Origin of the sequence: Aeromicrobium panaciterrae (genome assembly GCF_031457275.1) — a bacterium.
Taxonomy (GTDB): domain Bacteria; phylum Actinomycetota; class Actinomycetes; order Propionibacteriales; family Nocardioidaceae; genus Aeromicrobium; species Aeromicrobium panaciterrae_A.
On the sequence record NZ_JAVDWH010000001.1, the window covers coordinates 786,901 to 807,710 of the forward strand.

At 64.2% G+C, this 20,810-nt stretch carries 22 protein-coding genes; 17 read left to right on the plus strand and 5 right to left on the minus strand.

Annotated elements, in window-relative coordinates; genetic code table 11:
- Positions 1-87: 87 nt before the first annotated feature.
- The 4 genes from J2X11_RS04085 to manA are packed head-to-tail and all read left to right on the plus strand — an operon-like array spanning position 88 to position 5,079.
- A complete protein-coding gene (locus tag J2X11_RS04085; RefSeq protein ID WP_309966999.1) occupies positions 88-333 on the plus strand; it encodes a hypothetical protein in 246 nt (81 codons plus the stop codon).
- 56 nt (positions 334-389) lie between these two features.
- Positions 390-1,823, plus strand: a complete 1,434-nt coding sequence (locus tag J2X11_RS04090; protein ID WP_309967001.1) for a sugar transferase — start codon at positions 390-392, stop codon at positions 1,821-1,823.
- A 44-nt stretch (positions 1,824-1,867) separates the two neighbouring features.
- A complete protein-coding gene (locus tag J2X11_RS04095; RefSeq protein ID WP_309967003.1) occupies positions 1,868-3,817 on the plus strand; it encodes a DEAD/DEAH box helicase in 1,950 nt (649 codons plus the stop codon).
- Positions 3,818-3,843: 26 nt separating this feature from the next.
- A complete protein-coding gene (gene manA / locus J2X11_RS04100; protein WP_309967005.1) occupies positions 3,844-5,079 on the plus strand; it encodes a mannose-6-phosphate isomerase, class I in 1,236 nt (411 codons plus the stop codon).
- Here manA and J2X11_RS04105 read toward each other — a convergent pair.
- Positions 5,039-6,127 carry a mannose-1-phosphate guanylyltransferase gene (locus J2X11_RS04105; RefSeq protein ID WP_309967007.1) on the minus strand — a complete coding sequence of 363 codons (1,089 nt, stop codon included), beginning with the start codon at positions 6,125-6,127 and terminating at the stop codon, positions 5,039-5,041. The two genes, manA and J2X11_RS04105, sit on opposite strands and share 41 nt — an antisense overlap.
- A 69-nt stretch (positions 6,128-6,196) precedes the next feature.
- On the opposite strand from J2X11_RS04105, the gene J2X11_RS04110 reads away from it, so the two are divergent.
- Positions 6,197-7,126: an asparaginase gene (locus tag J2X11_RS04110; RefSeq protein WP_309967009.1), complete on the plus strand. Its 930-nt coding sequence runs from the start codon at positions 6,197-6,199 to the stop codon at positions 7,124-7,126.
- 49 nt (positions 7,127-7,175) lie between these two features.
- Here J2X11_RS04110 and J2X11_RS04115 read toward each other — a convergent pair whose 3' ends face one another.
- Complete coding sequence (locus J2X11_RS04115; RefSeq protein ID WP_309967011.1) at positions 7,176-7,685, minus strand: hypothetical protein; 510 nt, start codon at positions 7,683-7,685, stop codon at positions 7,176-7,178.
- Positions 7,686-7,891: 206 nt separating this feature from the next.
- Between J2X11_RS04115 and J2X11_RS04120 the strand changes: the two genes are divergently transcribed.
- The 3 genes from J2X11_RS04120 to J2X11_RS04130 all read left to right on the plus strand — a co-directional run bounded on the left by J2X11_RS04120 (position 7,892) and on the right by J2X11_RS04130 (position 9,094).
- Positions 7,892-8,302, plus strand: coding sequence for a helix-turn-helix domain-containing protein (locus J2X11_RS04120; protein ID WP_309967013.1), 411 nt, complete (start codon positions 7,892-7,894; stop codon positions 8,300-8,302).
- Complete coding sequence (locus J2X11_RS04125) at positions 8,299-8,733, plus strand: hypothetical protein (RefSeq protein ID WP_309967015.1); 435 nt, start codon at positions 8,299-8,301, stop codon at positions 8,731-8,733. Before J2X11_RS04120 ends, J2X11_RS04125 begins: the two co-directional genes overlap by 4 nt.
- 82 nt (positions 8,734-8,815) lie before the next feature.
- Positions 8,816-9,094: a DUF2516 family protein gene (locus tag J2X11_RS04130; RefSeq protein ID WP_309967017.1), complete on the plus strand. Its 279-nt coding sequence runs from the start codon at positions 8,816-8,818 to the stop codon at positions 9,092-9,094.
- Here J2X11_RS04130 and J2X11_RS04135 read toward each other — a convergent pair.
- The gene (locus J2X11_RS04135; protein WP_309967019.1) at positions 9,067-9,387 is read right to left on the minus strand and encodes a hypothetical protein; all 321 of its coding nucleotides are present in this window, start codon (positions 9,385-9,387) and stop codon (positions 9,067-9,069) included. The genes J2X11_RS04130 and J2X11_RS04135 overlap by 28 nt on opposite strands.
- Before the next feature lie 41 nt (positions 9,388-9,428).
- Between J2X11_RS04135 and J2X11_RS04140 the strand changes: the two genes are divergently transcribed.
- The 3 genes from J2X11_RS04140 to J2X11_RS04150 are packed head-to-tail and all read left to right on the plus strand — an operon-like array spanning position 9,429 to position 12,577.
- Complete coding sequence (locus J2X11_RS04140) at positions 9,429-10,343, plus strand: ABC transporter ATP-binding protein (protein WP_309967021.1); 915 nt, start codon at positions 9,429-9,431, stop codon at positions 10,341-10,343.
- On the plus strand, positions 10,340-11,914 hold the full coding sequence (locus J2X11_RS04145) for an ABC transporter permease (RefSeq protein ID WP_309967023.1): 1,575 nt from the start codon (positions 10,340-10,342) through the stop codon (positions 11,912-11,914). Before J2X11_RS04140 ends, J2X11_RS04145 begins: the two co-directional genes overlap by 4 nt.
- A gap of 39 nt (positions 11,915-11,953) precedes the next feature.
- Complete coding sequence (locus tag J2X11_RS04150; RefSeq protein ID WP_309967026.1) at positions 11,954-12,577, plus strand: alpha-ketoglutarate-dependent dioxygenase AlkB; 624 nt, start codon at positions 11,954-11,956, stop codon at positions 12,575-12,577.
- A gap of 3 nt (positions 12,578-12,580) precedes the next feature.
- On the opposite strand, the gene typA is transcribed toward J2X11_RS04150, so the two are convergent.
- Positions 12,581-14,449 (minus strand): translational GTPase TypA, encoded by a 1,869-nt coding sequence (gene typA, locus J2X11_RS04155; RefSeq protein ID WP_309967028.1) that lies wholly within the window; start codon positions 14,447-14,449, stop codon positions 12,581-12,583.
- A gap of 161 nt (positions 14,450-14,610) precedes the next feature.
- Here typA and J2X11_RS04160 point away from each other — a divergent pair, with 161 nt between their 5' ends.
- Complete coding sequence (locus J2X11_RS04160; protein WP_309967030.1) at positions 14,611-15,072, plus strand: MarR family winged helix-turn-helix transcriptional regulator; 462 nt, start codon at positions 14,611-14,613, stop codon at positions 15,070-15,072.
- Positions 15,069-16,688: a DHA2 family efflux MFS transporter permease subunit gene (locus J2X11_RS04165; RefSeq protein ID WP_309967031.1), complete on the plus strand. Its 1,620-nt coding sequence runs from the start codon at positions 15,069-15,071 to the stop codon at positions 16,686-16,688. Before J2X11_RS04160 ends, J2X11_RS04165 begins: the two co-directional genes overlap by 4 nt.
- Positions 16,689-16,740: 52 nt before the next feature.
- On the opposite strand, the gene J2X11_RS04170 is transcribed toward J2X11_RS04165, so the two are convergent.
- Complete coding sequence (locus J2X11_RS04170; RefSeq protein WP_309967033.1) at positions 16,741-17,484, minus strand: SDR family NAD(P)-dependent oxidoreductase; 744 nt, start codon at positions 17,482-17,484, stop codon at positions 16,741-16,743.
- Positions 17,485-17,567: 83 nt separating this feature from the next.
- On the opposite strand from J2X11_RS04170, the gene mshA reads away from it, so the two are divergent.
- Genes mshA through J2X11_RS04190 form a run of 4 tightly spaced genes read left to right on the plus strand, consistent with a single transcriptional unit; the run spans position 17,568 to position 20,721 of the window.
- On the plus strand, positions 17,568-18,821 hold the full coding sequence (mshA, locus tag J2X11_RS04175) for a D-inositol-3-phosphate glycosyltransferase (RefSeq protein WP_309967035.1): 1,254 nt from the start codon (positions 17,568-17,570) through the stop codon (positions 18,819-18,821).
- Positions 18,818-19,297 (plus strand): type III secretion system chaperone family protein, encoded by a 480-nt coding sequence (locus J2X11_RS04180; RefSeq protein WP_309967038.1) that lies wholly within the window; start codon positions 18,818-18,820, stop codon positions 19,295-19,297. The genes mshA and J2X11_RS04180 overlap by 4 nt, the downstream gene beginning before the upstream one ends.
- Complete coding sequence (locus J2X11_RS04185) at positions 19,294-19,959, plus strand: DsbA family oxidoreductase (RefSeq protein WP_309967040.1); 666 nt, start codon at positions 19,294-19,296, stop codon at positions 19,957-19,959. Before J2X11_RS04180 ends, J2X11_RS04185 begins: the two co-directional genes overlap by 4 nt.
- Before the next feature lie 18 nt (positions 19,960-19,977).
- Entirely contained in the window at positions 19,978-20,721 is a 744-nt protein-coding gene (locus tag J2X11_RS04190; protein ID WP_309967042.1) for a phosphoglyceromutase, read from the plus strand.
- The last annotated feature ends 89 nt before the right edge of the window (positions 20,722-20,810 follow it).

Below are 20,810 nucleotides of genomic sequence, written 5' to 3' on the forward strand. Positions count from 1 at the left end.
GCGTAACTCTGGTCCCACACGCTCGTTTCACCTTTACACCAGCAAACTCTGCGTGAACTTTTGCAGTCAACTTTGGAGAGATGGTGCATGGACTACACACCAATCGGAGTCGGTCGCGTTCTTGCCGCCTTTGCCCTCACCATCGTTGTTGCTGTGCTGCCCGTGGCGGCAGTGCTGATCAGCCACTCCCCCGCGACAATTAGCGGGCCCGACGGCTACGGTGGGTGGGTGCTCGGGTTGGGCAGCGTCGCCATGGCGGCCGCTCTCTTTGGTCTCTCTCGGCTTGCAGTCGCCACCAAGCGACGTAGCGTCGGGCGGCCTTCCCAGGCGTGAATCCGCAAGTGGGATCGACCGCTTCGGTCCTTGATAGGCAGGAGCGGGAGGTGGCGGTGAGTTCCGCAAGTCGCGAGACCGGTACCGGTTGGCAGCGCCGCTATGGCCAGATCTTGGTGCTCTCGGACTTCGTCATCCTGACGTGGGTTTTCATCACTGCGCACATCGTGTGGGCCTCAAAGCCACATTGGAACGATCCCAGTGGTGCGTACGAGACCAAATGGCTCGCGACGTCAATCGTCACCCTTGGGCTGTGGCACATCGTGTTGACGCTCGCTGGCACCCGCGACCCGCGCGTCCTCGGCGGAGGCGCCGAAGAGTACAAACGGGTCCTCAATTCCACTCTGGTGATGTTCTCGTTCCTCGCCTTCTTCGGCTACGTAGCCGCAATCTCGCCCCCACGTACGTACGTCGTTGTCGCACTGCCGTTCGGTTTGCTGATGCTCGCTCTCAGTCGGTGGGCGTGGCGCCAGTGGCTCCAGGTCCAGCGCCAGTCGGGTCAGATGACCCACCGCGCGATCGTCGTCGGCAACAGGGAGTCCGTCGAACACCTTGCAGCCGTGCTCGGTCGCAACGAGGGGTTCGGCTATCAGCTCGTCGGCGTGTGCCTGACGGGACCAGATTCAAACGGTGGCGTCGGAGGCCTGCCCGCGGTTGGCAACGTTGACGCGCTGAGGGCAGCGGCAGCATCCGTGGACGCGGACGCGGTGATTGTCACCTCCTCGGACGCGACCCACCCCGATATGGTGCGCCGGCTCGGCTGGGATCTCGAGGGGCACGACATCGAGATCATCGTGGCGCCATCATTGGCCAACATCGCGGGGCCGCGAGTCCATATCCGCCCTGTCGCCGGACTTCCGTTGCTGCACGTTGAGAAGCCGGCCTACCGAGGCGGCGCTCGATGGGCCAAAGGCACGCTGGACCGCGTCGGCGGCTGGACGTTGCTGCTCATGTGTTCGCCGATCTTTGTGGCCGTCGCCATTGCCGTCAAGGTGTCGAGCCCCGGAGGTGTGTTCTTCGTCCAAGAGCGCGTCGGCCGTGATGGCAAGACCTTCGGAATGATCAAGTTCCGCACGATGGTCGACGGTGCCGACGAGATGCTTGATGAGCTCACACCCGACACCGGCAACGCCGTGATGTTCAAGATGCGCGACGATCCGCGCGTGACGCGCGTCGGCAAGGTGCTGCGTCGGTTCTCGCTTGATGAGCTCCCGCAGCTGGTCAACGTCATCAAGGGGGACATGAGCCTGGTCGGTCCGCGCCCTCCGCTGGTTTCAGAGGTGTCGGGCTACGCCGCTGATGCTCGACGTCGTCTGCTCGTTCGCCCTGGCATCACCGGCCCGTGGCAGATTTCGGGGCGGTCTGACCTCAACTGGGAAGAGACAATGCGTCTCGATCTCTACTACGTGGAGAACTGGTCGATTGTCGGCGACATCTTGATCCTCTGGAAGACGTTCCGAGCTGTCGTTCGTGCCCACGGTGCCTACTAGTCTGAATTCGTTGCTTAGGGCATTGCACCGATAACCTTGTCTCCATGACTGACGACGAGGTTCGCGAATCCCCGACGTTCGCAGACCTCGGATTGATCGAACCGCTCGTACGCGTGTTGTCTTCCCTGGGCTACGAGACGCCGACACCCATCCAGGAACGTGCCATCCCGTCCTTGCTCGAGGGCAAGGATGTTGTGGGTCTGGCGCAGACCGGCACAGGCAAGACCGCAGCGTTCGCGCTGCCGATCCTGCAGCGCATCGACCCCACGAACAAGAAGACCCAAGCGATCGTCCTGGCCCCGACTCGTGAGCTCGCGCTCCAGGTCTGCGAGGCCATCGCGGCGTACGCCGCCAACCTCCCGGGCATCCGAGTGCTTCCGGTCTACGGCGGCCAGGGCTACGGCTTCCAGCTGCAGGGACTGCAGAAGGGTGCGCACATCGTTGTCGGCACCCCTGGGCGCGTTATCGATCACCTCGAGCGCGGCAGCCTCGATCTGACGTCTCTTGAGTACCTCGTTCTCGATGAGGCCGACGAGATGCTCAACATGGGCTTCGCGGAGGACGTCGAGCGGATTCTCGCTGACACTCCGGAGTACAAACAGGTCGCGCTGTTCTCGGCGACCATGCCCAAGCAGATTCGATCGCTGGCCAAGAAGTACCTCCACGATCCCGTCGACATCGCAACGCCCAAGGCAACGACGTCGACCACGACGGTCCGCCAGCGCTGGATCCAGGTCTCGCATCACCACAAGTTCGACGCCATGACGCGTCTTCTCGAAGTCGAGACGGGCGACGGCATGCTCGTGTTCGTCCGTACGAAGTCCGCCACCGAGGAGATCGCCGACAAGCTGCGTGGCCGCGGATACTCGGCCGCTGCGCTCAACGGCGACCTGGTGCAGGCTCAGCGCGAGCGCACGGTGTCGCAGCTCAAGTCCGGTGCGATCGACATCATCGTCGCGACTGACGTCGCAGCTCGCGGACTCGACGTCGAGCGCATCACGCACGTCATCAACTACGACATCCCGCACGACACCGAGGCTTACGTTCACCGCATCGGCCGTACGGGCCGCGCCGGCCGTACCGGCGAGGCGATCCTGTTCGTGACTCCACGCGAGCGTCGCATGCTCTCGGCGATCGAGAAGGTCTCAGGCCGTCCCGTCGAGGAGATGTCCGTCCCCTCGGCCGAGGAAGTCAACGAGAGCCGGGCCGGACGTTTCGCTCAGGCGATCACGTCGAGCATGGGTTCGCCCCAGTTCCACGCGTTCCGCACCTTGGTCGAGGAGTACGTCGCCGAGAACGATGTGTCCATGACCGATGCAGCGGCGGCCCTGGCGATCATGAGCCAGTCGGACAAGGAGTTCTTCCTGCGTCCCGATCCGCCCAAGTCGGCTCCTCGCGAGCGAGACAGCTCCTGGGGCCGAGACGGCGACGCGCGTCGCAAGCCTGCAGGGTTCGACCGCAGTGACCGACTGCCCGCAGAGGGATCCGCGGTCTATCGCGTGTCGGTCGGCAAGCGTCACAAGATCGGCCCGTCGGCGATCGTCGGCGCACTGGCCAACGAGGGCAGCCTCAAGCGTTCGGACTTCGGCAAGATCACGCTGCTGACGGACCACTCGCTGGTCGAGTTGCCCGCCGATCTCCCCAGCGCCGTGTTCGAAGCGCTGGCCAACACCCGTATCTCCGGCAAGCTCATTGAGCTGCAGCTCGACGACGGTGCTCCGCCGCGGGCCCGCACCAGCGAGTCGCACGGCAGCAAGCGCCCGTACGAGAAGAAGCAGGGCGGCAGCCGTCAGCCGGCCAAGAATCCCCCACGGACTTCGTCCGCGGGAGGGGCCCCCACAAGCTCAAAGAAGCCGTATGCCAAGAAGGCCGACGACAATCCCCCACGGACTTCGTCCGCGGGAGGTGCCCCCAGAAGAACAAGTAAGGACGGCGAGAAGAACCCGTACGAACAGAAGGTCGCCGAGAAGTCCCGCAAGCCGCGGCACAAGTAGCAAACGCTTCTCCCTAGGATGGTCTGATGTTCCGCCTCGTCAACGCGTCCCGCGGCTACGACTGGGGATCAACGGCAGACATTCCGCGCTTTCTTGGTGACGAGCCGAACGGTGGACCTGTCGCTGAGGTGTGGATCGGCACCCACCCGCTTGCGCCGTCGACCGATGACAAGGGCGCGTCCCTTGCCGATGGAGCGGGGGACCTGCCATTCCTCGTGAAGCTTCTGGCGGCGGACCGACCGCTGTCGTTGCAGGTGCACCCCAATCGCGAGATGGCTCGTGAGGGATTCGAGGCCGAAGAGGCCGCGGGCGTCCCTCTCGATGCTCCGGAGCGGACCTACAAGGACCCTCACCACAAGCCCGAGATGGCGTACGCGCTGACGACGTTCGACACACTCGTCGGATTCCGGCCCACCGCCGAGATCCTGCGCGTCTTGAGTGGCATCAACACCCCTGTCACGCAGCGGCTCACCGAGAGCCTCAACGCATCGCCTGGCTTCCCTGGCATCGTCAAGCTGGTGGAGCAGCTGCTCGTCGACCCGCCGTCGGCGGCAGAGTTGGCGGAGGTCCGCGCGGCCTGCCAGTCGCTGACGGATCAAGGCATCGACATCAAGCGCGCCTACGTCACGGCTCTGGAGATTGCCGAGCATTTTCCAGAGGACGTCGGCGTGATCATCTCGATGATGCTCAACCGGCTCACGCTCCAGCCTGGTGAGGCAGCCTTCCTCGGCACCGGCATCATCCACTCGCACCTCAAGGGCATGTGCCTGGAAGTCATGGCGTCGTCGGACAACGTGCTGCGAGCCGGATTGACCAACAAATCTCTCGACCCTGTCGGACTCGTACGTTGCCTCGGCACCGGTATGTCCCGGCTGGCGCGTGTCACGCCTGAGCCGTTCGGCTTCTCAACTGATGTGTTCAGCCCGGATGTCGAAGAGTTCGCCCTGGCGGTGAGCCAGTGCTCGGAGGGATACAGCGATGACACGCCCCTGCCTCCCGCTGACAGGCGGATCCTGGTCTGCACCGGTGGTGAGGTCGAGCTGGTCAACGCCGCAGGAGAGCGGCTCTCGATGTCGCGCGGCGACTCGGTGTACGCCGGACCTGAGGATGGCGCTTTGACGATCGTGGGCACCGGCGAGGTCGCGCAGGCCTATCAGCCGACGTCGGAAACCGTGGTTGGCGAGCTGATCGACCTCGTACCGCCGTTCGTCGAGCGTGAGCTCAAACGAGATCGTCGCGGCCGCGGTCCTTCAAGGCACTGACAACGTCCTTGACCCGCTGAGCGTGTTCGCGGGTTGTCACCAGAGTCGCATCGACTGTGCGTACGACGATGACGTCATGCAGGCCGACCACGGCGATGGTCGTGCCGTCCTCGGCGATCGTGAGACCGTCGGCGTCGACCCAGACTGTGCCGGGCGCCGGGGTGACTCCGATGTCCTGAAGCGCCGCGTAGTCCCCGAGGTCGTCCCAGCTGAACGAGCCGGGCACCATCGCCATACCGCCCTCGAGTGACACCGGCTCGGCGATGGCGTGGTCGATCGCGATCTTGGTCAGCGCTGGCCAGACGTTCTCGAGCACTTCCTGGCGGTCGGGCTGCTGCCAAGCGGCCGCAATGCGGGTGAGTCCGTCATGGAGCCCAGGCTGGAGGCGGGCCAGATGGTCGAGGAGAACGCTGGTGCGGGTGACGAACATGCCGCCATTCCAACTGTGGTCGCCATCTGCAACGTACGCGGCAGCAGTCGCCTCATCGGGCTTCTCAACAAAACGGGTGATCGCCCGAGCGGAGGTGGCTCCTTCGACGTCGAGCAGAGCACCTGCCTCGATATAGCCGAAAGCCGTCGACGGTCCCGTCGGAGTGATGCCGATCGTGCTGATGAGGCCCTGTCCGGCGACTGCGACCGCCTGCCGGATTGCTTCAGCAAAGGCAATTTGGTCATCGATGACGTGATCGGCGGCGAACGATCCGATGACAGCGTCGGGGTCTTTCGCGCCGATGATGGCGGCTGCTAGCCCGATCGCTGGCATCGAGTCACGCGGTGAGGGTTCGACAATCAGTGAGGTGAGGTCAGGGAGCTGCTCGCCGATGGCACCTGCATGGGCCGCGCCTGTCACGACGTGGATGCGCTCGGCGGGGATGAGGTCGACCAACCGATCCCACGTCTGCTGAAGCAGCGATCGTCCTGATCCGTTGAGGTCGAGCAGGAACTTGGGCCGAGACGCTCGGGAGAGTGGCCACAGTCGGGTGCCGGCTCCACCCGCGGGGATCACCGCGTGGAAGGAGGTCAGCGCAGAGTTCTCGGTTGCCGGCACGTCGTCACTGTAGCGACTGGCTCAGCCCGCTCATGATCGTGATTGCCGCGGATCTCATAGGGTGACGGGGTGGAAGTCCTCGCAGAAGTCGTCAGGTCCGGTTTGGTCGAGAGCCGTCATCGTGGGGTCGCCGTACGCGTCGATGCTGCAGGCGAAGTTGTGTGGTCGATCGACGATCCCAGCACGGTGGTGTTTCCGCGTTCAGCCAACAAGCCGATTCAGGCTCTTGGGATGCTCCGGGCTGGCCTGCCACTCGACGGGAAGCTGCTGGCACTCGCGGCGGCGAGCCATTCGGGCGAATCGTTCCACCTCGATGGCGTACGCGAGATCCTCGCCCTGGCTGGACTCGACGAGTCGGCGCTCCAGACGCCTCCGTCCTATCCATTGGATCCGAAGGTGCACGCGGACTACATCCGCGCGGGTGGCGTACGGGCGCCCATCTGCATGGACTGCTCCGGCAAGCACGCCGCAATGCTCCTCACCTGTGTGACCAACGGCTGGCCGACCGACACGTACCTTGCCCCTGAGCACCCGTTGCAAGTCGTGATCACTGAGACCTTCACCGAGCTGACAGAGGGCCCGCCGTCGGTGATCGGTGTTGACGGGTGCGGAGCCCCGCTGCTCGCGACCCCGCTCGTACAACTCGCCAGAGCTGTCGGCCGGATCGCTGCGGGTGCTCCGGGCACTCCTGAGGCGACGCTGGCAGCCGCGATGAAGGCTCACCCTGAATTCGTGAGTGGCACTAACCGTGCGGAACTCGCCCTAGTACGGGCGTTCCCGCAGCTGATCGCGAAGTCCGGCGCGGAGAGCGTGTTCGTCGTGGCCCAGCCAGATGGCGAGGCATTCGCCCTCAAGATCGAGGATGGCGGTGAGCGTCCGCTGTACGCCGTGATGGCGCGCGCCCTCGAACTCGCGGGGCTGAGCGCCCCAGTGTTGGCGGAGCGGCCTCAGGTACTCGGCGGCGGACACCCCGTCGGAGAAGTTCGTACGACGTTCTGAGTACGACAAAGGGCCCCACTCCTTGCGGAGTGGGACCCTTCCCCGAGATTCAGGCGTTGGCGCGCTTGCTGGCTGCGAACGCGATGCCCGAGGCGGTCACGATTCCGCCACCGACGAGCAGCCAGGTGATGTCGAGTCCACCGTTGTCGGTGTCGTCGGCGACCAGCTCAGTCTCGAATGCTTCACCTGCGAACAGGTCTTCGCTGCGGTCGATCGAGTCAGGCGAGCCCTTGGCGCTGTCGACCGCGACAACCTTGGCTTCCTTCTTCTCGGCCGTGTCGGTGTCAGGAGCCTGCGGAGCCTGGGGCTGAGGCGCCGGCGCCTTGTCTTGCGGACCCTTGGGCTGAGGAACGGGTGCCTTGTCCTGCGGACCCTTGGGCTGAGGAACGGGAGCCTTGTCCTGCGGCTTCGGCTTGGGCGGCTCGGGGTCTCCACCGTTGGGCTGAATGATGATGACCGGGCCGTTGGGGCCAGCGGTGGCAGCCGTGGCGCCGACCATTGTGAAGCCAACAGTGGCGAGCGGGACTGCGATGACGAGGTTGCGGATGGTGCGGTTCATGACTTCTCCTGTGGGTGAGTGTGAGCTGCTGTTTCAGTTGGTCTGTGGTGTTGCTTGTAGGTAGGAGCCACAGACCCCACAGGTCCTTACAACTTTTCTCGGAATTCTTTTCGCCACGGCGTTGACCTGCAGTGATGACCTCAATGTGACCCATGTCGCAAGCCGATCTGCTTGCATTTGCTAACTATTGCAAGCACTATGGAGGTATGGCCAAGTTGAGCATGCAGAAGACCGTCGAAGGACTCGGCGACTACCTGCGTGAGCAGCGGGGTCAGGCACAGATGTCGCTTCGACAGCTGGCTGAACTCACGGATGTTTCCAATCCGTACCTCAGCCAGATCGAACGAGGTCTGCGTCGACCGTCGGCAGAGGTTCTGCAGCAAATTGCCAAGGCGCTGCGTATTTCGGCTGAGTCGCTCTACGTTCGAGCCGGCATCCTCGATGCCGATGAGAGCGGAGCGCGGATGGTGGAGGACGCCATAGCCCTCGACTCCCGTCTCACCGAGCGTCAGAAGACGGCATTGCTCGACATCTACCGATCCTTTGTCGGAACCGATGAAGCCACTGACACCCAATTGGTCGCAACCGTGACCGAAGCAAACCAGGAGAAAATATGACTATCACTGACACGATCAACGCTCAGGTCAAGTCCATCGTCGAAGACGTGAAGGCTCTGCCCGAGACGCTCAAGAAGCTTGACGTTGCCGACCTGCAGAAGCAGGCCCAGGGCTTCGCGCAGACCGCTGTTGGTACTGCCACCAGCGCGTACGCCGACCTCGCCAAGAAGGGCGAAGAGCTCGTCAACAAGGCCAAGGGCCTCAAGGTTGACGACATCAAGAAGACCGTCGACGGCACCGTCGAAGACGTCACCAAGCAGGCCAAGGGCTTCGCGGATGACGCTCAGAAGCGTGTTGAGGGTCTCGTCGAGGACGCCAAGGCGACCGTCACCAAGGTGACCGCCAAGAAGGCTCCCGCCAAGAAGGCTCCGGCCAAGAAGGCTCCGGCTGCCAAGAAGGCTCCGGCGAAGAAGACGGCTCCCAAGGCCTGATTCACGCCACCACAAGAACGGGCTCCCCTTCGGGGGAGTCCGTTCTGCTTTTCCCCAAGGGTGCGCCCGGTAGCCTGCTTCCGTGCCTGACTTGTTCGCAGTCCAGAACGGACTGTCCCTGATCATTGGTGTTGCGCTGTTCGCAGCCAAGGCGTTCGCACTGGTCGACTGTGTGGGTCGGCCGTCGGCGCAGTTCACCTACATCGAGACGTTGCCCAAGCGGAGTTGGCTCATCATCCTGTGCTTGGCGGTTGCCGGACACGTGGTCGACGGCTTCAGGCCGCTGGGACTCCTCAGCCTGATCGGTACTGTCGCGGCGTTTGTCTACCTGGCTCAGGTGCGAGGCTCGGACTCGCGCTGAGCGAGTCGGTGCGGGTGTAGCCACCGTGTCACGATGAGCCGGAGGACGGCGAGATCGTCGTCAGCCGCGACATCGGGATGAGCATCCCGGGCGGCGCGGTGCGCCACGAGTATCGCGCAGAGCCAACGGGCGGTGTCGTCGACATGCAGTTCGCCGTCGACCGTCCCGTTCTCAATGCCTTTGAGAATGAGAGTGGCGAACGCCTGCTCGACGGATCCGTCCAGTACCGCCTCGGGGTCAACGGCTAGATGGTCGATTGTGTCAAGAACTTCGTCCCACGCTTCCGCTGACATGGGACGACTCTAGTGGCGACGCCGTGCGTACAGTCGGGCTCATGGACTCTGTCATTGACATCTCCGGACTCGTCAAACGGTTCGGACAGTTCGCGGCGCTCGATGGGCTCGACCTCAAGGTCGCCCAAGGCGAGGTCCACGGCTTCCTCGGGCCAAACGGCTCCGGCAAGTCGACCACGATCAGGGTGCTGCTCGGAATGCTTCGCGCGAACGAAGGTCGAGTCACGCTCTTCGGCCAGGATCCCTGGAGTGACGCCGCCGCACTGCATCGACGCCTCGCCTACGTGCCCGGTGACGTCAACCTGTGGCCCAACCTGTCTGGCGGAGAGGTCATCGACCTCATGGGGCGACTTCGTGGCGGCCTGGACACGACGCGCCGCGATGCGCTGATCGAGCGATTTGAGCTCGACCCGACCAAGAAGGCGCGCACCTACTCCAAGGGCAACCGGCAGAAGGTCGCCCTCGTCGCCGCGCTCGCCGCTGACGTCGAGCTGTTGATCCTCGACGAGCCGACCTCCGGCCTCGACCCACTCATGGAGTCTGTGTTCACTGACTGCGTCGACGAGTTCAAGGACGAGGGCCACTCTGTCCTGCTCTCGAGCCACATCCTCGCTGAGGTGGAACGCCTGTGCGATCGCGTCAGCATCATTCGCTCCGGCAAGACTGTTGAGTCGGGAACGCTGTCCGAGCTGCGACACCTCACGCGTACCTCCGTGACTGCTGAGATGAGCCGCCCTCCGATTGGGCTTGATGCGCTTGAGGGCGTTCACGGCGTAACGGTTGAAGGAAACCGAGCCAACTTTGAAGTGGATACCCCGAAGCTCGGCGCCGCGTTGGCGCAGTTGGGTCAGTTCGACATCCAGTCGCTGACGAGCCAGCCGCCGACGCTCGAGGAACTCTTCTTGCGCCACTACGGCGACGAGATCGAAGCCGTGGAAGAAGTCGAGTCGTCATGACCGGCGTACGTACGCTTTTGCGGCTCTACCTCCGGCGTGACCGAGTCATGTTGCCAGCATGGATCGTCGGTGGAGTATTGCTGTACTACTCGCAGGCGGTCAGTACGGAGGGTCTGTACGCGACCCAGGCCGACCTGGACAAGGCCGCGGAGAGCATCGGGGGCAACGCCGCCTTCATCGCCATGCTTGGCCCGGACCGCGCGCTCAACACGTTGGGTGGTCAAGTCGCGTGGCAGTCGGTCGCCTTTGGCATCATCGTGGCGGGCCTCATGAGCATGTTCATCGTCGGACGCCACACCCGGGCCGAGGAGGAATCGGGCCGGGACGAACTCATTCGTTCGGCTGTTGTGGACCGCACTGCTCCGATGATTGCCGCGGCAATTGTGGCGATCGGGGCCAATGTTCTGCTTGGCATCCTCACCACGGTCAGCCTGCTGACGGTTGGACTGGACGTTGCCGGATGTGTCTCGCTGGGTGTGTCTCTCGCTCTCGGCGGCATCGTCTTCGCGGGTGTCGCGTTGTTGGCGGCCCAGCTCACCGAGGGTGCGCGATCCATGTACGGGATCACTGGCGCCGCGATCGGTGTGTCATACGTGGTGAGAGCCGTTGGCGACGTTGGCAATGGCGCGCTCTCCTGGCTCTCCCCGATCGGATGGGCGCAGGCGATGCGCGCTTTCGCCGGCGAGGTGTGGTGGCCGATCGCCCTGTTTGTCCTCGGCGCGGGCGTACCCATTGCCGCGGCGATCTGGATCTTCTCGCGTCGAGACGTCGGCTCGGGAGTCTGGGCTGCGCGACCCGGGCCGGCGCGTGCGGGGCGCGGGCTCAGGTCGTCGACCGGTCTGGCCTGGCGGTTGCAGCGCGGGTCGATTATCGGGTGGGGTCTGGGGCTCTTGCTGATGGGACTCAGCTATGGATCGATCGGTGACGATGTCGAGGACCTGCTTGGAGACTCCGAGTTCTCACAGGATGTCTTCGGCGCCGGGTCTGGACCGAGCCTCACGGAGTCGTTCTACGCCACCGCGATTGGGATGATTGCGCTCCTCGCCTGTGGTCTTGTCATCTCATCGGCCCTGCGCCCGCGCGGCGAGGAGGATGCCGGTCGTGTCGAGGGGCTGTTGGCTACCGCGTTGCCTCGGAGTCGCTGGTTGTGGAGCCATGTCGCCATGACCGTGCTTGGTGCGGTGGGCGGCGTTCTGCTTGGAGGGCTCGGCCTTGGCCTTGGGTACGCCCTGGTCACCGGTGATGGGGGAGCGATCAGCACGTATTTCGTAGCCACAATCCCGTACGTCGCGCCAGTTCTGCTCCTGGGTGGGATAGCGCGCCTCCTGTACGGAGTCTCCTCGCGATTGGCGCCGTTCGCCTGGGTTTCGCTCGGCTTCTGCTTCGTTGTGCTGATGTTCGGCGCGGTGCTTCAACTGCCGGACTGGTTGGCCGCGCTTTCGCCCTTTGACCACTTGGCTCTTACTCCTGCCGAGGACGTCAGATGGGCCCCGGTCCTCGTGATCGGCGCACTTGCTGTGCTGGCGAGTGCCGCTGGCCAGTGGTTGTTCCGACATCGCGACGTTCACTGAGGGCTAGAACATACGTTCGAATAGGCGTACGCTTTCAGCATGGACGCGTACTTCCAGGGTTCGCTGCTCGACGCGGGTGTCACGCCTGAAATTCGCGCGCTCGCTCCTCGTCGCACGGTCCTGACGCGCGGAGCCTGGGTCGACGTCCTGCCGGGCTGGATTGCCGGATCCGACGACCTGTTCCTCCGGCTGCAGTCCGAGGTGCCGTGGCGAGCTGAGCAACGAGAGATGTACGACTCCGTCGTCGACGTTCCGCGCCTCGTGTGTTCCTACGGTCGCGATGACGCCTTGCCCGACCCGCTGCTGACCGAGGCCCGCGAGTTGCTCAGCGACCACTACGAGGACGAGCTCGGCGAGCGTTTCGCGACAGCGGGGCTTTGCTACTACCGCGACGGGCAGGACAGCGTCGCCTGGCACGGCGACCGCATCGGTCGCGGTCGTACAGAAGACACCATGGTCGCGATCGTTTCGCTCGGCGCTGCTCGTCGCCTGTCGCTACGTCCGCGAGGAGGCGGCGAGGCAATCGGCTTCGCGCTGGGCCACGGAGATCTCGTCGTGATGGGTGGCTCGTGCCAGCGCACCTGGGAACACGCGATCCTCAAGACCGCGCGCCCCGTGGGGCCACGCATCAGCGTTCAGTTCCGCCCCCGCGGAGTGCTCTGAGCGCTACTTCTTGGCGCGGCGGTTGGCCCGGTCGCGCTCAGTCGCGTCGAGGATGATCTTGCGGATGCGAACGTTGCCGGGGGTGACTTCGACGCACTCGTCCTCGCGGCAGAACTCCAGCGACTGCTCAAGCGACAGCTTGCGCGGCGGAACGAGCTTCTCGAACTCATCTGCGTTGGAGCGGACGTTGGTCTGCTTCTTCTCGCGGACGATGTTGATGTCCATGTCGTCTGCGCGTGAGTTCTCGCCGACGATCATGCCTTCGTAAACCTCGGTCGCCGGCTCGATGAACAGCGTGCCGCGCTCCTGGATGTTGGTCATCGCGTACGACGTCGCAGCACCTGCGCGGTCAGACACGAGCGAGCCCGACGGGCGGGTCGAGATCTCGCCGGCCCACGGCTCGTACTTCTCGAAGGTCTGGTGCGCGATACCGGTACCGCGGGTATCGGTGAGGAACTCGGTACGGAAGCCGATCAGGCCACGTGCCGGAACGATGAACTCCATACGGACCCAACCGGTGCCGTGGTTGATCATCTGTTCCATGCGACCGCGACGTACGGCGAGCAGTTGGGTGATCGTGCCGAGGTACTCCTCAGGTGCGTCGATCGTCAGGCGCTCCATCGGCTCGTGCACCTTGCCGTCGATCTCCTGCGTGACGACCTGCGGCTTGCCGACCGTGAGCTCGTAGCCCTCGCGGCGCATCTGCTCGACCAGGATGGCCAGCGCGAGCTCGCCACGACCCTGAACTTCCCAGGCGTCGGGACGCGCGGTCTCGAGGACCTTGAGCGACACGTTGCCGATGAGCTCGCGGTCAAGGCGGTCCTTGACGAGACGAGCGGTGACCTTGGTGTTCTTCTCGCGACCGGCGAGCGGCGATGTGTTCGTGCCAATCGTCATCGAGATGGCGGGCTGGTCGACCGTGATGAGCGGCAGCGCAACCGGGTTGTCCGGATCTGCCAGGGTCTCGCCGATCGTGATGTCCGGGATACCGGCGATGGCGACAATGTCACCGGGTCCGGCGCTCTCACCGGGTACGCGCTCAAGCTCCTGAGTGACCAGCAACTCGGTGATCTTGACCTTCTCGGTCGTACCGTCCTGCTTCATCCACGCAACCTGGCTGCCCTTCTTGAGGGTGCCCTCGAAGACGCGCACGAGTGCGAGGCGGCCGAGGAACGGCGAAGCGTCGAGGTTGGTGACATGAGCCTGGAGCGGCGCGCCCTCGGTGTATTCCGGGGCAGGGACGGCTTCCATGATGGTCTGGAACAGCGGGATGAGGTTGTCGCTGTCGGGCATGCCGCCGTCTTCAGGCTGCGTCAGCGAAGCGCGACCGGCACGTGCCGAGGCGTACACGACGGGGAAGTCGAGGGCGTCCTGGTTGGCGCCATCCTCGAGCAGGTCGAGGAACAGTTCGTACGTTTCGTCGACGACTTCGGCGATGCGCGAGTCAGGGCGGTCGACCTTGTTGACGACCAGGACGACGGGCATCTTGGCGGCAAGTGCCTTGCGAAGCACGAAGCGTGTCTGGGGGAGCGGGCCTTCGGAAGCGTCGACCAGCAGAATGACCGCGTCGACCATCGACAGGCCGCGCTCGACCTCGCCACCGAAGTCAGCGTGTCCAGGGGTGTCGATGATGTTGATCGTCACGCCGCCGTCGGGCGCACCGGGACCGTTGTAGCGGACCGCGGTGTTCTTGGCGAGGATCGTGATGCCCTTTTCGCGTTCCAGGTCTCCCGAGTCCATGGCGCGCTCGGCGAGCTGGTGGTGCTCGTCGAAGTGACCCTGCTGCTGGAGCATGGCGTCGACGAGCGTCGTCTTGCCGTGGTCGACGTGGGCGACGATTGCGACGTTGCGCAGGTCAGAGCGAATGGGCATGCGAAAAATAGTCCTATGCGTGGGGGATGCTCGAAACAAGATGGAGCCTGCCCATTCTACGGGTGCAGCACCCTTGGCGACGAATCGCGTCATCCGTTGTTCATTGCGTGTTAACAATAGTGCTGGGTCTGCAATAGTTGCGTCTCTGTTAGTATTTTTCGGTGACCACGAACATTCAACTCGAAGAGGCGCTCCAGCAGTTCCTCATGCGCTGCATGAGCAGTGCGGAAGCGCAGGGCATCGACCGACTCGTCGAGCTCGAGCTCTCGATCAGCCAAGCCAAGACTGTGTTTGTCCTGGCGCAGGCAGTCGGCCCGCTCCCCATCCACCAGATAGCCGAGCAGATTCGGCTGTCGGTCGCGGCGACCGGCCGCAATATCGACCAGCTCGTGAAGATGGGGCTCGTCGAGCGCAAGGAAGACGAGAACGACCGTCGGGTCAAGCTCGTCACGATCACCAAGGCTGGCCACGATGTCGCCGACCAGCACCTCGAGGCACGCAGGACCGCACTCCGCGCGATGGTGTCTCGCCTCAGTTCAGCTGAAGCCGATCAGCTTCACGACGCACTTCAACCGATTCTCGCGGGCGAGGCCCTGCGACCGACCTCTCAGGAGAACTCATGACTTCCCCAGTCGACACAGTTTCCGACGACGACAAGATCACCCCCGAGCTTCTCAAGATCGCAGGTGTCGTCGTCATCGGCGCCATCATGTCGATCCTTGACGTGACAGTCGTCAACGTCGCCCTTCCCACCTTCCAGACCGAGCTGTCTGGCAATGGTGAGCCGCTCGCCTATTCCACCGTTGCGTGGACTGCGACGGCGTACATGCTGGCGCTCGCAGCAGTGATCCCGCTGACCGGTTGGGCCGCTGACCGCTTTGGCACCAAGCGCCTTTACCTGACGGCGATCGCGCTGTTCACGATTGGCTCGCTGCTGTGCGCGACGGCCTGGAACATCGAAGCCCTCATCGGCTTCCGCGTTCTGCAGGGCCTCGGTGGCGGCATGCTCATGCCGCTGGGCATGACGATCATGACCAAGGCAGCCGGTCCGCACCGCATGGGTCGCCTGATGGCAATCCTCGGCATTCCGATGCTGCTCGGTCCGATCATGGGCCCGATCCTCGGTGGCGTCCTGATCGACGCGGCGTCGTGGCACTGGGTCTTCCTGATCAACCTGCCGATCGGCATCATCGGCCTGATCTACGCGTTCAACGTCCTCCCGAAGGACGCTCCCGAGCCGAGCGAATCGCTCGACTTCGTCGGTATGTTCCTGCTGTCGCCGGGCCTCGCCACGTTCCTCTACGGTGTCTCGTCCATCCCGGGTGAGGGCACGGTCGCAGCCAACAAGGTGCTGATCCCCATGATCATCGGCGCTGCCTTGATCATCGCCTTCGTCGTGTGGTCATTCCGTCCGAAGCACCCGCTGCTCGATCTGCGTCTGTTCAAGAACCGCAATCTGACGATCTCGATCATCACGATGTTCCTGTTCGCCTCGGCGTTCTTCGGTGCGCTGCTCTTGGTGCCGACCTACTTCCAGCAGGTCAACGGCGACTCGGTCAAGCAGGCCGGACTGCTCATCGCGCCTCAAGGCATCGGCGCCATGCTGACCATGCCGATCGCTGGTGCGCTCACCGACAAGATCCCGGTTGGTCGCATCGTTCCGTTCGGATTCCTCGGCATCCTGATCGGTCTGGCCGGTCTGTCGCAGAGCACCGATCCGGGAACCTCGAACGTGCAGATCATGGCGTGGTTGTTCGTGACCGGCCTGGGTATGGGCTCGACGATGATGCCGCTGTTCACCTCGGCGCTCAAGACGCTCAAGGAAGCCGATGTGGCTCGCGGTTCGACGCTGCTCAACGTGACGCAGCAGGTCGCGAGTGCAACCGGTATCGCGACGATCTCCGTCGTCCTCACCAACGCCATGAAGAGCCACGACGTGCTCGCGGGATCCGAGAAGCTCCCCGGAGTCGACGGTGGCCTGACGGCTGCTCAGCTCGCAGCCAGCTCGCACACCGACAAGGGTCAGGGGCTCGTTGAGGCACTCAACGTGTCCGGCGCGACCCTGCAAAAGGGATTCCAGGACCTCGCCGACGCCTTCCAGACGTCGTACCTGGTTGCCTTCGCTGCCCTGGTGATCACGTTGATCCCGGTGTTCTTCCTGCCGCGCAAGCGTGAAGTCGCGCACCTGCTCGATGACGAGGACGGCTCAACTGATGTCGTGCCCGTCGTCATGCACTGACGATCAGCACCTCGAGAGGCCTCGCCGGTCAGCCGGCGGGGCCTTTCGTATGTCAGCTCTCGCGATGCACCTTGTGCGCCGCAGCTTGGGCGATCGGCTTCACGATCATCAGGTCGACGTTGACGTGCTGGGGGCGAGTTGCCACCCACTGCACGGCGTCGGCGATGTCCTCGGCGAGGAGCGGTTCGGCGACACCGGCGTAAACGGCATCGGCCTTGGACTGGTCGCCAAGACGTACGAGGGAGAACTCCTCGGTGTGCACCATGCCGGGCGCGATCTCGGAGACGCGTACGGGTTGGCCGTTGAGCTCAAGACGTAGCGTCTCGGTCACCACGGCAAGAGCGTGCTTGACCGCTGTGTAGCCGCCGCCGCCTTCGTACGCCCAGCGACCGGCGGTCGAGCCGATGTTGATGATCGTGCCGGCGCCGCTGGCGATCAGTGCCGGAGCCAGCGCCTTCGTGACCTGCATCGTGCCGATGACGTTGATGTCGTACATGCGACGCCACTGCTCGGGGTCGCCTTCGATGACCGGGTCGGCGCCGAGGGCGCCTCCGGCGTTGTTGACCAGCACATTGAGGGTCGGGCCGACCTGGGCTGCCAGGTTGGCAACCTGAGACGCATCGGTGATGTCGCACTCAATGGCCGTGCCCTTGATCTCGCTTGCGAGGTCGTTGAGCCGGTCGAGCCTACGGGCGGCACAGATGACGTGATATCCCGCGGCGGCAAGGGCCCGCGCGGAGGCCGCTCCGATACCGCTGCTGGCTCCGGTCACGACGGCAGATTTCATATCCCCCATCTTTACAGACACTGCGTTGCAGACGGACGCCTGAGGACGGCGTTGGCCCGAACTGTCAGAATGGAGGCGGAAGGCGGGTGTTCATGCTCAAGCGCATTGCGATGCTGTCGGCACACACATCCCCGCTCGATCAGCCGGGTGACGGTGATGCGGGCGGAATGAACGTGTACGTGCTCGAACTCTCGCGACAGCTGGCATCCCGAGGCGTCGAGGTTGAGATCTTCACCCGCGCCACTTCCCGCCATCAGGAACCCGTCGCCGATCCCGAGCCGGGCATCCGCGTCCATCACGTTGCAGCCGGTCCATTCGAGGGGCTGGAGAAGAACGACCTCCCGTCACAGCTGTGCTCCTTCGTACGCGATGTCCTGCGTGCCGAGGTCGAGCGCGAGCCGGGGCACTTCGATCTCGTCCACTCCCATTACTGGCTGTCGGGGCAGGTAGGCACTGTCGCCCGCGAACGTTGGGGCGTACCTCTCGTACACACGATGCACACCATGGCGAAGGTCAAGAACGCTCAGCTTGCTGAGGGCGATTCGCCTGAGCCGATTGGCCGCGTCTACGGCGAGGAGGAGATCGTTCGTCTCGCCGACCAGCTGGTCGCCAATACGTCGGAAGAGCGCCGTGAGCTGATCGAGCTGTATGACGCCGATCCTGATCGGGTCGCCGTCGTGCACCCCGGGGTCGACCTTGAGGTGTTCAAAGCCGGCCGTCAGGACGTCGCCCGCAAGATGCTCGGCATCCCTTCGGATGCTGCACTGCTCCTGTTCGCTGGGCGCATTCAGCCACTCAAGGCACCCGACGTCGTACTCAACGCCGCGGCGGTGATGTTGGAGCGGGATCCCGGCCTGCGCGACCGGCTCGTCGTCGCGATCGTCGGCGGCGCTTCCGGCAGCGGCCTGGAGCATCCCACCGCGCTGTCCGACTTGAGCACCTCGCTCGGCCTCGACGATGTCGTCCGGTTCATCCCGACCGTCAGCCAGTCCGAGCTCGCTGACTGGTACGCCGCCGCGAGCGTCGTCTGTGTGCCGTCCTACAACGAGTCGTTCGGACTCGTCGCAATCGAGGCCCAGGCCTGCGGCACTCCAGTCGTCGCTGCTCGGGTCGGCGGACTGCCCACCGCTGTCTCCGATGGAGTCTCAGGCGTACTTGTTGACGGGCACGATCCCGCCGACTACGCCTCGGCGCTGCACCCCTTGCTCGTGGATGCAGAGCTGCGCGAAGGAATGAGCCACAAGGCCGTACATCACGCTGAGTCGTTCGGGTGGGATGTCACCGCCGAACGCACCCTCGAGGTCTACGCAGACGCAATCGCCGCCTACGCGAAGTCGCCCGTATGACTGACGCACGGGCAACGATCATCGAGACGCTCACGGCGTCGGATCTCGTGTTCACGGAGCACAGCCCCGGAGTCTTCGAGATCACGCTGCCGGGCGAGCGCAAGCTGCAGACCACGTGCCGACTCGAGATCGGCGGCCACGCGCTCGGCATACACGCTTTCGTCTGCCGCAAGCCCGACGAGAACCATCAGGCCGTCTATCGCTGGCTTCTCGAGCGCAACCTCAAGATGTACGCCGTCGCGTTCGCCGTTGACTCTGCCGGCGACATCTACCTCGACGGACGCCTACCGCTCTCGGCGATCACCGTCGAAGAGCTCGACCGCGTGCTCGGTGCCGTGCTGACGTACGCCGACGAGTCGTTCAACACGATCCTCGAGCTCGGCTTCGCCTCCTCGATCCGCAAGGAATGGGAGTGGCGCGAGTCGCGCGGGGAGTCCACTCGCAACCTCGACGCGTTCAAGCACCTGCGCCCATGAAAGTACAGATCTTCGCGGACATCACCGATCCGTGGTCGTACGTCGGATCGACGCGTTTCGAGCGCGCCGCAGCGATGGTGTCGATCCTCACCGGCGAGCCCATCGAGCTGACTCTGCGCGCCTTCCAGCTCGAGCCGGATGAGCCCAGCTCTGGCCGACCACTGATGGATGCCATGGCCGAGCGACTCGGTGGCCTCGACAAGGCTGAGTTCATCAATGTGCAGGTCACAGCCGGTGCGCGCATCACCGGTATCGATCTCAACTTCGACGAGGCGATTCAAGCCAACTCCTTTGATGCCTGGCGGCTGCTGACCTGGGCTGATGAGGACGGACCCGGCGTCCAGCGCGATCTGGCGCACCAGTTGTGGCGAGCGCACTTCCTCGAGGGCGCCGACATCGGCGACCCGTTCGTGCTGGCCACCCGAGCTGCGCTCGTGGGCCTCGAGCTCGAAACGGCCGAGGCGCTGTTGGCGAGCACCGAATACTCCGACGAGGTACGCATGCAGGTGGAGACCGGCAAGGGGCTCGGCATCAAACAGCTCCCGTACGTCGTGGTCGAGAACACCTGGAAGCTCGAGGGCGTGCACTCGCAGAACGACTACGTACAAGCGTTGAGCCGGATCTACGAAGAGTGGAAGGCCGATGAATCCGACGTCGGCTGAATCGCTAGGCTCAATCGCATGAGCACCCTGATCCTGCTGCGTCACGGCCACAGTGAGTGGAACGCCAAGAACCTCTTCACCGGCTGGGTCGATGTCGACCTCAACGAGCAAGGACTCGCGGAGGCTGCGCGCGGCTCTGAGCTCCTCGCCGAGGCGGGACTCAACCCTGACGTCTCGCACACCTCGCTGCTGCGTCGCGCGATCCGCACATCCGAGATCGTGCTCAACGGCATCGACCGTCACTGGATCCCCGTACGTCGTTCGTGGCGTCTCAACGAGCGCCACTACGGTGCGCTGCAGGGCAAAGACAAGAAGGCCACGCTCGAGGAGTACGGCGAAGACCAGTTCATGGAATGGCGTCGCTCGTACGACACCCCGCCACCGCCGATGCCCGATGACAACGAGTTCAGCCAGGCGTCAGATGCGCGCTATGCCGACCTGCCCGATGAGCTGCTGCCGCGTACCGAAGCGCTGGCTCAGGTGCTCGACCGGATGCTGCCGTACTGGTACGACTCGATCGTCCCCGACCTGCTCGGCGGCAAGGTCGTTCTCGTCACAGCTCATGGCAACTCGCTGCGTGCGCTCGTCAAGCACCTTGACGGGCTCAGCGAAGAAGCTGTCGTTGGCCTCAACATCCCGACCGGCATCCCGCTCGTCTACGAGCTCGACGAAAATCTCAAGCCGACCGTCAAGGGCGGCAAGTACCTCGACCCGAAGGCCGCCGAAGCCGCGATCGCAGCCGTAGCCAACCAGGGCCGCTAGGCGAGTCGCGTCGTCGTCTCGCCAGTGTTTCGGACCTGGCGGCTACGCCGCGATGCTCAACCCGATTCCTGACATCCCTCGCAGGGCTC